This is a genomic window from Methanosarcina acetivorans C2A (assembly GCF_000007345.1).
GTDB classification, from domain to species: Archaea; Halobacteriota; Methanosarcinia; order Methanosarcinales; family Methanosarcinaceae; genus Methanosarcina; species Methanosarcina acetivorans.
In genome coordinates, this window is record NC_003552.1 from 1,079,682 (window position 1) to 1,092,332 (window position 12,651).

Sequence of the window (12,651 nt, forward strand, 5' to 3'; positions counted from 1 at the left end):
GGCTATGCTGGGTTCTGCGAGGGAATATTATGAAAAACGGTACCATGTTTGTCTATTTTTCCAAATAATCGGTTTATCGCTTAAAAACATATCTTTTTTATATTTACAGAATAAAGCTATAGGTCCCTCCTTTGAATTGATAGATCCTTTATATTATTTGCAGCCGGTATTCAAGGATGTGATATCCCTCAAATATTAGTTCCTTACAAAAATGAGAATGTAAAATGTGTGATATGGTTCCGATAAGATCTTTCCGGCAAGATCTCCAAAGTGTTGTATTTAAAATAATTTTTTTAAGAACTTCATAAAATGAGATCTGTATAATATGAGAACTTTATAAAGAATAACCTCATAAAAAAGAACTCTATAAGTGAGAACTTTATGTGTGAAAACTTTATAAAAGAGAATTTTGTAAAATGAAAAGGAATCAGGCAGAGGAAAGTGCCACAATGGCTTCTGCCAGATCTCCGTTTGAGTTCTTCAGGGCATTCCTGGCTTCTTCTTCGGAGACGCCGGTCTGCTCCATTACAAGTTTGATGTCATCGGCAGGGATTTCCAGAGATTTTGGGACTTCTTTTGCATCGCCTACAATCTGATATGTTTCCGAACCCTGGACTGTCATTATAGTGACGTTTGCGTTCTCAATAACTATGTTAGAGTCGGCAGTCTTTATAATAACCTCTTTAACATCCTTAAGTTCCTTAACATCAATCCCCATCTGTTTCATCATCTGCTTCATTTTAGCCGGGTTCATCCCCCGGCCTCCCACGCCTCCCATTCCTGGAAACATAGATTCCCTTCTCCTTTGTTTTTATTTTCTTAATTTGCTTCTGCAGGTTCGGGTATTTTTTCATGCCCTAGCGCGGTTTTACTTTATTTAATGGCACCCGCCACAGGTCCCGCATCCGCCGGCATTGGGGTTGCGGATAAGGAAGCCTTTTCCGTTCTCATCTTCGATGTAATCGATGCTACCATCAGTGAAGCTTCTCTCGATATCTTTTGCCATAACAAGCTTAATCCCGTTGCTTTCCATAGTCACATCGTCTTCGCTCACTTCATCGTCAAGGGCGAGTCCGTACTGGACTCCACTGCAAGCTACCCCAGCAACAAAGATTCTGAGTGCAAGGTCAGACTTACCTTCCTGCTCCAGTAATGTTTTAAGCTCTGCAGCAGCTTTTTCTGTTACTTCAATCATTTATATACACCTCTATTTATTTTTTATAATTTTAAAATACTGAAGACCTTAATCTTCTGTAAAATGCCATCCGTTACAGCTTACAAATAACTCCTCTGCGTTATATACTCTTGCATCTAATACATATAACGCTTATGTGAGGTAACATCGCTTTTTCTAGAAAATTTTTATCAAAGAAGTCTTCGAAAGGCAGATTGTGGATTCCTATCTCCTGAAATCCGTTTTCTACCAATATGTAAATATATTTTCTATCTTATATATTTTTCTTCTAATATTTTTTCAAGACTTTCCTTAAATGAATTCGGCATCTTCGTCTATGGGTTCTTCAAGCACGCTGGCATTATACGCATTTATCTCGAGAGAATTGCGTCTACCCTTTACTTCCCAGACAGGGATATACACAAGCTCCACGTCGAGTTCTATTTCACTGGCTTTTGGGCTAATATTCTTTTGTTCATAAATGATTGCCTGCCCTTCCAGGTTGTTAAAGCGCATCTCACGTGTATTTTCCTGTATAATCAAATCAATAAGAACTTTTTCAGCCAGTTTTTTATCCACATTCGGACGCTTTACCTCATACTCCACTGCCGGAATCCTGGTTGGAATCCCAAGACCTTCTATGTCCATGTTTTCTTTTGACTTATTCAGAGCATTGAGAAAGCCTTTTCCTTCTCCTGAAATGCTCATAACTTTTGACCTGAACTTCTTTTCTGCTTCAACAATGTAGAAATACTTCCAGAATGGCACGAATTTCAAAATAGCATCCTTAGGGCTGCTGAGATAGGGTTTTGCAATGAGAATTGCCTGATCTTTAGAGATTTTGGGTTCTACAGATTGTATGTTCAGAATCTCGTATGAATCAACTCTGGAAACCTCTTCATCCTCCAGTCTCTTTAAAGTTTTTCTCTCTTCAACCGGCTTTGTCAGGATCCTGGGTTCAAAAGAGATTTTTTCCGATTCTTTCTGAATATCTTGAAGGGGTACAAGTCCCACTCCTGAATAAAGTTCCTGTCCAAGGTCTTCTTCTTCCCAGTTTTCTCCGGCGAGTTCAGAGATAGTTTCTATATGATTTTGAGTTCCCTTTGAAGGTATTTTGGATTCTGTCTGATAAGCACTCGATTTTCTTTCCATATTTGTCAGAACAGCCCTTCCGATCTGGAGAGCCAGCTCGTCCCTGTCCCAGATATATATCCCGCGTTCGGCTGCATAGTCATTCAGTTCTTTCGAAATTTTCTGGGTCATCACATAGATTCCGGTACAAGCTTCTACCTTTTCGGAAAAAGATTTCATCTCCTCGTAGTCGGGCTTCTGGGCGCACATGACATAAGCTTGATGCCCGTTTTTCTCCACAAGGATCTCAGACTGGCTGGATATTATAACATTGTATCCGGATGATTTGAAGATGTCAGCAAGGATTTCTAACAGGTCTTGATTCATAATTCTCACTTTCTTATGTCCTGTAAAACTAAAATAGTTTATGTTTACAATTGAAATATAATTATCTTAAAGCTTATTATACTGTATATTTCCTTCTATGTTTAAAACTCTCCTTCCAAACATACAAATATATAAGAAATCAAATCATAATCAGGTATGTATGAGTGGGATAAGGCTTGGAGCAGACTCTTTCTCTACTTATGAAGAAGGTATTAAAAAAGAATGGGTTATAGGAAACGGGTTAGGAGGATATGCTTCATCCACAGTCATAGGGGCAGGTACAAGGACTTATCACGGACTGCTCGTAGCAGCTCCAGAAAATTCACCCGGTAGGGTGCTGTTACTTTCTTCTCTTGATGAAGAAATTTCTACTAATGAAGATGTCTATCGCCTTGCGACCCATAAATATCCAGGCACTGTTTCTCCCACAGGCTTCAATTACCTTTCCAAATTCATTCTTGCCCCATTTCCAATCTGGGTTTACCAGCCCGGCGTTTTTACCGTGAAGAAAAAGGTCTTCATGGTTCATAATAACAATACCACCTGCATCGTCTATGATATCAGATCCAGAAAAGAGGGCGCTGTACTAAAAATTTTCCCCATGGTAAACTCCAGAGATTTTCATTATACTACTCACTCAGGATATCTTTCCTTTTATCAGGAAACTGATTCTACAGGCTTGAAACTGGAAAGTTCCAATGGTTTTTCTGTCTCCTTTTCGTCCAATCTCCAGTATCATCGTAATCCGATGTGGTACTACAATTTTGAGTATGATGCTGAAAAGGAACGCGGACTTGCCTTCCGGGAAGACAACTTCAACCCGGGTTATTTCGAAAGCAAACTCAAAATGGGAACTTCCCGCTTTTTTATTGCTGTTTCAACCGAAGATATTTCTTCTCTTACCCTTGAGCAGGTTGAGGAACTCTATACAAGGGAAGTCTACCGACAGAATCTTCTTGCTTTTAATTCCAGGCTTACCGAACCTTTTGCCCTTAAGCTTCTCAGGGCAACTGATTCTTTTATTGTAAAAAATCCCTCTACAGGCGAGAGTTCGGTGATTGCGGGATACCACTGGTTTGCGGACTGGGGCAGAGACACCATGATTTCTCTGCCGGGGCTTTTTTTAGTTACTCGCCGCTTCGATGAAGCCAGGTCAACTCTCAAGAACTTTTCAAGGCACTGCCGGAGAGGTCTGGTCCCTAATGCATTTCCGGCTCTTGGAGGAGAAGCAGTATATAATACAGTGGATGCTTCTCTCTGGTTTATTCACTCCCTTGGCCGATATTTCGCATACACGAAAGATTTACTGTTTCTCTCTGAGGTATGGGATACTGTGGAGAGTATCATAGATAATTACAGTAAGGGCACAGACTTCGGGATCGGCATGGACTCCGATTTTCTTATTCGACAGGGTCCTCAACTGACCTGGATGGACGCTAAAGTAGAAGATATTCCGGTGACTCCGAGAGCAGGTAAAGCCTGCGAAATTAATGCTCTCTGGTATAATGCTCTGAAAACGGCTTCCAGAATCGGGGGCCTTCTTGGTAAAGAAACCTCTTCGTATGAAACCCTCGCAGCCGGGGTTGCTTCCAGCTTTGAAGAAGTTTTCTGGAATCCGGAAACCAACTGCCTTTATGATCTCGTGACCAAGGATGAAGCCGGGAATCAGATCAAGGACTCGTCTATTCGCCCTAACCAGATTTTTGCAGTCGCTCTTCCTTATACCCTGCTTTCTCCAGAGAAAGAAAAGGCTATTGTGGACCGGGTGGAAAAAGATTTGCTCACACCTTTCGGACTCAGGACACTTTCAACGGACAATCCTTCCTATAAAGGCCGCTATCATGGGGGGCCTAAGGAAAGGGACCTTGCCTACCACAACGGAACCGTCTGGCCCTGGCTCCTTGGGGCCTATGTGAAAGCTTACCGGAAGGTTCACAATTACTCCAAAAAGAGCCTTGAAGATATGCGTTCCCTCCTCAAGGGCTTTGACATGCATCTTGAAACCGCAGGTATAGGCACCATTTCCGAAGTGTTTGATGGGGATTTCCCTTACTCTCCGGAGGGCTGTATTGCTCAGGCCTGGAGTGTTGCAGAGATTCTAAGGGCATATGTCGAGGATGTTCTTGGGATCAAACCGTGAGAACAGAACATTTGGTTTTTCAGAGGTTTTTAAAAAAGGAAATGTTTTGTCCCTTTAAGGGACATGAATTTAACTTACTTTCTTTCAATTTACTTTTTTTCAGGCTCACTTCATAGATTCAAGGATAATATGTTTTTGTTCCCTCTGCGGTGTTTCCGTCCCATGGGATACTATGACTTTACTATGACTTACACCGTCCACTGTGAAAGTAAAAGTCAGAGGACCACTTTTGTATTTTACCTCATCTGAGTATACTGTCACTTTTCCGTCTGAGCCTGTTACGGCAGAATCCAGATCGCGAGTTGCATCTTTCCAGAAGCCTGAGACTGTGGCTCCTTCAACGGGGCTACCATTGTTGTCAAGTATGGTCACAACTGATTTAGCAGAAACAAAAGTGTTTTTCCCGGCTGTTCTGGAACTGGTTTCCACACTTACGTCAGAAATATGGATTTCGTTTTTTGAGGACGTGTCAGTAATTTCCACGCTAGCTGTATCAGTTCCCACGGCGTTTTCGTCGTCTGCCACCATGAGGGTTATGGTATAAGTCCCGGCAGCGGAGTAGGTGTTTTCCGGATTCATATCTGAGCTTGTGTTTCCGTCCCCAAAGTCCCATTCGTATGATACAATACTCCCGTCAGAGTCAGACGAAGCTGAACCATCAAATGTTACTGCAGTTCCTGTGATCCCGGTGTAAGGGCCTCCTGAGTCAGCTACTGGTGGGTTGTTTTCGCCGGATGTTGGAGTTATATATTCCAGTGCAGCTGCTGCATTCACGAGTCCGTATCCGTAATATTGGTCCCAGCCTGAAGTGCCCAGATCGGTTGCCGTTTTTGTATTACAGCCCTTACTTCATCGGGCCCATTTGCTCCTTCAGCTATCAACAGTGCGGTAATACCTGATACATGTGGAGTCGCCATGGATGTACCCTGGAAAAATTGGTAACTAAAATCTGTAGAGTCTTTAGTTGCGGTGTTGAATGTATTCTGAAGGATTCCGTTTCCGTCCCCATTCTGGTCTACCCTGTTGTCTCCTCCCGGGGCTACAAAATCCAGAGCCGAACCATAATTCGAATAGTATGCGCGACTTCCATCAATATCTTGTAGCTCCAACTGCGATACATTTCTCATTGGCAGCAGGATAGCTGACCTTACTACTCATGTCATTTCCGGCAGCAGCCACAGTGGCAACCCCACTTTTATAAGCGTTGTCAAGAGCAGCTTTAAGGACAGGAATAAAGTACCATATTTTGCCTTCTTCCGTAAACTTTCAAGCAGGATACAATATACATATTTGTAAATTTTATACTTGTTTAACATAATTGGAATGTTATCATTATTTGTCAGTCCTGGGTATTTATTGTCTGAATGGTGGACTTCCCTTTTTATACTAGTTTGGCAATCTATCCCCCATGATCGACCTTGATACTTTGAAGTACGAAAACGGTCTGATCCTTGCCGTAGTTCAGGATCAGAAGAGCAGGGAGGTGCTGATGTGCGCCTATATGAATCGGGAAGCCCTTGAAAAAACCGTCAAGACCGGAATCGCTCATTTCTGGAGCCGGAGCCGAAAACAGCTCTGGAAAAAAGGAGAAACTTCGGGGCATCTCCAGAAAGTGAAGGAAATCAGGATCGACTGCGATATGGACTCCGTCCTTTTGCTCGTAGAACAGGTTGGAGGGGCCTGCCATATGGGATACAGATCCTGTTTCTACCGAAATCTCAAAGGAGAGGTCGTAGGAGAAAAGGTCTTTGAACCGAAAGACGTCTATTGAGACTCATTTATATTGCTTTAAAGCTTTCTAATTCATTGCTTTAATGTTGGCTCAATATTATTTCAGTGTCTCTTATGTGGTCTTACTATTGCCTCAATATTAAGCCAATCCTGCCCAGTATTGACTTAATTATGTTTATTGAGCTTTTATTTCTATTTTTGGCTCTTCGCTATTTCCTGTGGGTTGGAAATATTTGCATAGTTATAAAGTAGCCAGGCCAAAAAGAGAAATATTGAGCTTGAATGTGATTTTCAACGGCAAATTTATCTAACTTTTATAGATGTTCTTTCGATATTTAGGAGATGGATTTAAGTTACCCACTCGAAAAAGCGAAGAACCCTATTTTATTCTATCTTTTTCGTTCCCGGATCTTTTTAATCTTTATTATTCCTAAGTCCTGTTTTTTTAACTCCATTCATCTAAAAAAAAGCAGCAGAAGTTTTATTATATACTTTCTGGCTCTATATCCCTTTATATGGCTGATGAGAAGCGGACATGGAGGATCGTTCCGGATACCAGCGTGATAATTGACGGGAGGCTCTCGTCTCGTGTCAGAAGTGGTGAGTTCAGGGGCGTTGAGGTTGTTGTTCCCGAAGCTGTGGTATCGGAGCTTGAAGCCCAGGCAAACAGGGGCAGAGAAATAGGTTTCAAAGGGCTTGAAGAGCTTTCGGAACTTCGGAAATTCTCAGACAGAGGGGAGATTCATCTTCAGTTCAGCGGAGTTCAGCCCACTCTTGAGGAAATTAAGCTTTCTAAGGAGGGAAGGGTGGATGCTCTTATTCGGCGTACGGCTCTTGAGGTAGGGGGACTGTTTGTTAGTGAAGACCGCGTACAGTCTACGATCGCCAGGGCAAAAGGCCTTGAAGTTGAGTACATACCTCCTAAAGTTATGGACCCGTCAGAGTTCGGTCCCCTCAAAGTTGATCATTTCTTCACTGATGATACGATGTCAGTACACCTTAAAAATGGGGTTTCCCCAATGGCCAAGAAAGGCCCTGTTGGAAACGTGCATTATGTACGGATTCGGGACGAACCTGTAAGTTCCCAGGAGCTTTCCAGCATCTCAAAAGAGCTTATCGAGAGAGCCAGGCTTGACCCCGAATCCTTCATTGAAATGTCTTCAAGCGGCGCTACGGTTCTGCAGATCCGAAACATGAGAGTTGCAATTGCCCATCCGCCTTTTTCCGACGATATGGAGATAACCGTCGTCAGACCCACGGTTGTAGTTGACCTCGAGCATTACCGCCTGAACGATAAGCTAAAAGAGCGTATGGTAAGTCAGCGTGGAATCCTTATCGCAGGCCCTCCCGGAGCCGGGAAGTCCACTTTTGCAGCCGGAGTTGCGCGATATCTGAATGATCACGGACAGGTAGTCAAGACAATGGAATCTCCAAGGGATCTGCAGGTGCCTCCCGAGATCACTCAATATTCCCCTCTCAACGGGAAGATGGAGGACACTGCTGATCTCCTGCTTCTGGTCAGGCCGGACTACACTATCTATGACGAAGTCCGGAAGACCGGGGATTTCCTTATCTTTGCGGACATGCGCCTCGCAGGGGTCGGGATGATCGGGGTCGTACATGCAACCCGGGCAGTGGATGCCATACAGCGCCTCATTGGCAGGGTTGAGCTGGGAGTTATCCCACAGGTCGTGGATACTGTAATTTTTATCGACAAAGGAGAGGTTGCCAAAGTCCTCGTGCTCGCTTTTACGGTTAAAGTCCCGCACGGGATGACCGAGCAGGATCTTGCAAGACCGGTAATTACCATTGCGGATTTCGAGACCGGCAAGGTTGACTATGAGATTTATACTTACGGAGAGCAGGTTGTGGTCATGCCAATCGGTTCTCCCAGGGAAAGCCGGAAACCTGCATGGAAGCTTGCTGAAGAAGAGATAAGGAATGTTATCGGCAGGTATGCAACAGGTCCCGTTGAAGTTGAAGTGACCTCCGACGATAGTGCTATTGTAAAGGTTTACCATGAGGATATGAGAAAGGTTATCGGTAAAGGTGGAAACGTCATCGATAGGATCGAAAATATTCTTGGGCTTCACATCGACGTCAGGGAGATCGAAGCTGAGGCTCCGGGAAGAGCAAAGGGCTCGAAACGTGGGGCTGGACTTAAAACTTTCCCGGGAAAGGCCAGGGAATCTGTGCCTGATAAAGGCATTTCCGTATCTCCGGTTCATCCGCTCATCGAAAGGACCAAGAAGCACCTTATTCTTGGGGTTCCAGAACTTGCAGGAAAGGACGTGGAGATTTTCATCGAAGACGAATACCTCTTCAGTGCAACTGTTAGCCGGCATGGGGATGTGAAGCTCAGGATGAACTCGGATCTGGCATCGGAGATTATGGAGGCTCAGGACAGCGGAGAACTTGTTGAGGTCAGATCTATCTGATCTTCTCATTTCTTCTTTTTATGCCCTTAATTTTGGTTTTTTATATTCTCTTCTTATTTTTCATATTTGCTCTACTTTTCCATATTTCTCGGTCAATAAGGAGTTGCCAATTCTTTCCTTTTTCAATTTGCACTTTGTGCAACTTCCTCTATTTCCTACAGCATTGTAAAAAAATTTATATACTGTTGGGGTGTGATTTCATAGTAGAAATTTTATGGGGGTTATGGTTCAGTTGAGTAAATCGCATCAGTTAGAGCCCGAAATAAGGGACGACTTGCAGGGGAGGATCGAGGTTTTTGACCAGAGCATCAGAAGTTTTGAAAAACGGCTGAGAGCAGTTGAGCGCCGCTTATCCCTTGAAGCTCCTCACACTTTGCAGGCCGGAAAGTTTTTTTCAGGGATGTCCCCTGATTCTTTTCAGGAGGCAAATCCCGCAAATCTTGCTGCAGGGTCTTCGGTTTCTCCACAGGGACTTTCCGTTTCTCCTGAAGCTTCTTTTCCTTCCTCGTGGAATTCTCCGCTTTCAGACTCCGTTTCCTCGCTAACTGAAGATGATATTTCAACTTTTGCCTTCAGCGCGGTGCTCCCCTCTTCAGGAGTCTCAAATATTTCCTCGATTTTCCTTGATAGTTCTTCGGAAGTTTCAGGGATCAGTTACAGGGTAAAGGATCTGAGTGCTCTTTTTACCAGTCTTTCAGAAAGTCTTAATTCTCTACAGGCTGCTATCTCCGAACTGTCCGACTTTGTGCATAGCAACCTTGAGCCAGAGGTCGAAAAACTTGATAATGAAATAAAAGGCATTCAGGTCCGGGAAAATGCATCAGGCGAACATATGCGGAATTTTGAGTCCCGGATTGAAGCCATTGAAAACCGGGACAGGTTTACCCTGGGATCGATAAAAGTCCCTGTAGAAATCTCGGGAATCGCCGGTTCTTCCGTCCTTTTTCTGACAGGGCTGCTTATCTGGTCAGGCCGCTGGGATATAATAAGGTCTCCTTACTTCTCAATAGGGCTTGCAGTAATTCTGGCAGGAGCTGTGCTTTTGAAATTTTATACGGTTAACCGGAAGCAAAAATCGTTAACTAACTGATTAAGGAAATGTGTGGTTAATATACTGGAGTAAAATAGATTGCAATAAACCAGAATATTTTTCCTATATTTCCGGGCCCCTTATTTTCAACAATCGGAAAGTCTTTTCATGAGGGCTGAGGAGCAGGATCTTGGATTTCTTGTAGCTGTACTTTCCTCTTTTCCCGAAAGAAAGGAAGTAATTTCACAGTCCACACCTAAGAAATTTCACCATCCATGCCTAAAAAACCGGCATGTTTCAGCGGAGGTTTCATGATGTTTTTCGGACTGTGGTTTATAGTTAAGGTTTATAGTTAAAATAGTATTTTGCAGTGCTTCTCTTCACAATTCAAAAAGCATCGGTGTTTGGCATCCAGATTTATTATGAAACTTAATGCCTCTTTACCTTTAGAAAATATTCCTCGCTAAAATCTCTATACCCTGTTCTCATTACTTTTACTGCAACGTATCCTTCGGACTTTCCGGTAGGTAGCTCCGGATTTAGAACCTTTATTATTACATTTCCATTGGAATCCGTAATGCCTGAATATGCTTTCTTTCTGTCCGGACTCCAGACAATTACGTTTGCTTCTCCAATTCCGCGGTTTTCCCTGTCAAACACGCTTATTTGCAGGCTGAAGTTGGAATCCTCTCCTGATGAGGGTAAAACTGTGCTTATGTTTGTTATTGCATACATGGGCTCATCAGGGGCCGGAGCAGCCGTAAGGGCTGAGAGAATCGCATAAAACCCGACAAAACCAACGATCGAAAGAACTACAATCCTTATTGGAAGTCCTACAGTTCCTGCTTCATTTTCTTTCAAGTTTTCAGGCAGCATATGCGACTTCTCTCCAGCTCTGCATTATCGAGTTTTGATGATCATAATTGCATCTTTTTTCTCGTAGTCGTAGAAGCCGTCTGCAATGATTTTCAGGTCCATCGTCCCGTCGTTCTGGTTCGGGTCAAGTCGGACCAGTGCATTTGTGGGCGTAGTCAGCACAGTTACTCCGTTAATGTCTGTTGTGTTTGAGGCTGCCCCGCCGAGGCCGCTGAGGACAACATTTGCATCTCGCACCGGGTTCCCGTCGTTATCTGTTACCTTTATCAATGCTGATACAGCGAATGGGTTTTCTGCAACAGCAGCACTTACTATTATTGAGTTCCCCTGCTGAATGCTTCCTCCGCCTAGTGCCGTCCCTTCAACAAAGACTGACATTTCCTTCGTAGGAGTCGGTATTATTGTAATAAGCGCTGCAAGGGCCACCATCCCAACAACGAGCATGACGACAATATTTATCGGTAATTCCATAGCTTTCTCATCATTTCTGAGTAACTGCAATCCCTTTATGTTTTACCCCCCTCGTTAAAACTCTGTAAAATTTCTTCGTTATCGACCAACATTCTATAAATATTCAATCATTCTATTTATAACTTCTCAATATTTTGTCCAATTAGACCATTAATAGTCTGATCGTTGTATAATTTTCAAAAAAATCTATACTTTTATATACTACTTTTACTATACGCTCCTTACTATCGTATAACCAGCCTTATTAACTGCTAAGAAGGGGAAACAGTTAGTTGACTCAAGAATGTTCTGATGAGCCAAGTGAATCGGACCATAGACGAAATTTTTTATGTCTTTTCGGACTGCATGACTGGAAACGAAAAAGCGGAGCGCTCTGCTGTATGCCAACAGTACGCGAAAAACGTTACGAATGTGTACGCTGTGGCAAGTACAAGGTGATTTTTGAGCAGGAGAAAAGACCCTGTAATCTTTCTGCGGATCGATACTGACCTGAAATTTCTATTTTTATATTTTCAGGTGTATTTTCTCATTTTTTTTCCTTTTCTCATTTTTTCCCACGTTTTGTAAAATCTTTGTTCGTAAGCTTAATCTATCTTAACTTTGTTTGTTAGGACTATGAAAAGAATCGTAATTATCGATTACGGGCTTGGAAATCTAAGAAGTGTTCAAAAAGGACTTGAACATGTTGGGGCAAATCCCGCAATCTCAGGGAACCCTGAGGAGATCCTGACAGCCGATGGTATCATTCTTCCCGGGGTTGGTGCTTTTATAGATGCAATGAAATGTCTGATTCCCCTCAAAGGGGTTATCGCGGAATTTGCAGAGTCCGGAAAGCCAATGCTCGGGATCTGTCTCGGGCAGCAGGTTCTGATGAGCTCTTCCGAAGAAGGCAGGCTGACCGGCGGGCTTGACCTCATTCAGGGCAGAGTGCTCCGCTTTCCGAAGTCCGAGCTGAAAGTGCCCCACATGGGCTGGAACAATATCAGGATCAAGCAGGATCATCCTCTGTTTAAAGGCATTTCTGACGGTTCTTTCGTATACTTCGTACACTCCTATTATGTGGACACAACTGCGGAAAACACTCTCGCGTCATGTGAATACGGGCTGGATTTTTCAGCTTCTGTCGTAAACTCAAAAGGAAATGTTATGGGTACCCAGTTCCACCCCGAGAAAAGTGGAACCACAGGGCTTAAGATTCTGAAAAACTTCGTTGAAATGTGTTAATATCTTGAAAACGTGTATCTACAGGTACTCCGGCTTTGAAGCTAAACCTTTATTCTCGTTTTTCGGCGTTAAGTTCGACATCCGGGGTATTTTTTAATTTGAATTCAGT

Annotated in this window: 15 protein-coding genes; 7 read left to right on the forward strand and 8 right to left on the reverse strand. The window is 43.2% G+C overall.

Annotated elements, in window-relative coordinates; translation table 11 throughout:
* Positions 1–427: 427 nt before the first annotated feature.
* The 3 genes from MA_RS04685 to MA_RS04695 all read right to left on the reverse strand — a co-directional run bounded on the left by MA_RS04685 (position 428) and on the right by MA_RS04695 (position 2,632).
* Entirely contained in the window at positions 428–790 is a 363-nt protein-coding gene (locus tag MA_RS04685) for a nascent polypeptide-associated complex protein (protein ID WP_048064993.1), read from the reverse strand.
* Between the two features lie 87 nt (positions 791–877).
* On the reverse strand, positions 878–1,195 hold the full coding sequence (locus tag MA_RS04690) for a HesB/IscA family protein (RefSeq protein ID WP_011020942.1): 318 nt from the start codon (positions 1,193–1,195) through the stop codon (positions 878–880).
* Between the two features lie 291 nt (positions 1,196–1,486).
* Positions 1,487–2,632 (reverse strand): hypothetical protein, encoded by a 1,146-nt coding sequence (locus MA_RS04695; protein WP_048064994.1) that lies wholly within the window; start codon positions 2,630–2,632, stop codon positions 1,487–1,489.
* A gap of 160 nt (positions 2,633–2,792) precedes the next feature.
* Here MA_RS04695 and MA_RS04700 point away from each other — a divergent pair, with 160 nt between their 5' ends.
* Entirely contained in the window at positions 2,793–4,772 is a 1,980-nt protein-coding gene (locus MA_RS04700; protein ID WP_048064995.1) for an amylo-alpha-1,6-glucosidase, read from the forward strand.
* A gap of 105 nt (positions 4,773–4,877) precedes the next feature.
* On the opposite strand, the gene MA_RS25080 is transcribed toward MA_RS04700, so the two are convergent.
* From MA_RS25080 to MA_RS29715, 3 genes are read right to left on the reverse strand one after another with little or no spacing between them, the layout of a single operon-like run.
* Complete coding sequence (locus MA_RS25080; RefSeq protein ID WP_011020945.1) at positions 4,878–5,546, reverse strand: PKD domain-containing protein; 669 nt, start codon at positions 5,544–5,546, stop codon at positions 4,878–4,880.
* Positions 5,543–5,899 (reverse strand): S8 family serine peptidase, encoded by a 357-nt coding sequence (locus MA_RS27875; protein ID WP_162013055.1) that lies wholly within the window; start codon positions 5,897–5,899, stop codon positions 5,543–5,545. The genes MA_RS25080 and MA_RS27875 overlap by 4 nt, the downstream gene beginning before the upstream one ends.
* The gene (locus tag MA_RS29715; protein ID WP_394295985.1) at positions 5,862–5,951 is read right to left on the reverse strand and encodes a hypothetical protein; all 90 of its coding nucleotides are present in this window, start codon (positions 5,949–5,951) and stop codon (positions 5,862–5,864) included. Before MA_RS29715 ends, MA_RS27875 begins: the two co-directional genes overlap by 38 nt.
* Positions 5,952–6,180: 229 nt before the next feature.
* Between MA_RS29715 and hisI the strand changes: the two genes are divergently transcribed.
* From hisI to MA_RS28400, 4 genes are all read left to right on the forward strand, one after another.
* Positions 6,181–6,543 (forward strand): phosphoribosyl-AMP cyclohydrolase, encoded by a 363-nt coding sequence (gene hisI, locus MA_RS04710; protein ID WP_011020946.1) that lies wholly within the window; start codon positions 6,181–6,183, stop codon positions 6,541–6,543.
* A gap of 475 nt (positions 6,544–7,018) precedes the next feature.
* Positions 7,019–8,941: a PINc/VapC family ATPase gene (locus MA_RS04715; protein WP_011020947.1), complete on the forward strand. Its 1,923-nt coding sequence runs from the start codon at positions 7,019–7,021 to the stop codon at positions 8,939–8,941.
* Positions 8,942–9,164: 223 nt separating this feature from the next.
* Positions 9,165–10,031, forward strand: coding sequence for a hypothetical protein (locus MA_RS04720; protein ID WP_226990760.1), 867 nt, complete (start codon positions 9,165–9,167; stop codon positions 10,029–10,031).
* Positions 10,032–10,139: 108 nt separating this feature from the next.
* Positions 10,140–10,286 (forward strand): hypothetical protein, encoded by a 147-nt coding sequence (locus tag MA_RS28400; protein ID WP_226990761.1) that lies wholly within the window; start codon positions 10,140–10,142, stop codon positions 10,284–10,286.
* Between the two features lie 114 nt (positions 10,287–10,400).
* On the opposite strand, the gene MA_RS04725 is transcribed toward MA_RS28400, so the two are convergent.
* Together MA_RS04725 and MA_RS04730 are read right to left on the reverse strand one after the other, a co-directional pair.
* Positions 10,401–10,847 (reverse strand): hypothetical protein, encoded by a 447-nt coding sequence (locus MA_RS04725; RefSeq protein ID WP_011020949.1) that lies wholly within the window; start codon positions 10,845–10,847, stop codon positions 10,401–10,403.
* Positions 10,848–10,871: 24 nt separating this feature from the next.
* A complete protein-coding gene (locus MA_RS04730) occupies positions 10,872–11,225 on the reverse strand; it encodes a carboxypeptidase regulatory-like domain-containing protein (protein WP_226990762.1) in 354 nt (117 codons plus the stop codon).
* Between the two features lie 384 nt (positions 11,226–11,609).
* Between MA_RS04730 and MA_RS25085 the strand changes: the two genes are divergently transcribed.
* Together MA_RS25085 and hisH are read left to right on the forward strand one after the other, a co-directional pair.
* Positions 11,610–11,756, forward strand: a complete 147-nt coding sequence (locus MA_RS25085; RefSeq protein WP_157860102.1) for a hypothetical protein — start codon at positions 11,610–11,612, stop codon at positions 11,754–11,756.
* 177 nt (positions 11,757–11,933) lie between these two features.
* On the forward strand, positions 11,934–12,542 hold the full coding sequence (gene hisH / locus MA_RS04735) for an imidazole glycerol phosphate synthase subunit HisH (RefSeq protein WP_011020951.1): 609 nt from the start codon (positions 11,934–11,936) through the stop codon (positions 12,540–12,542).
* The last annotated feature ends 109 nt before the right edge of the window (positions 12,543–12,651 follow it).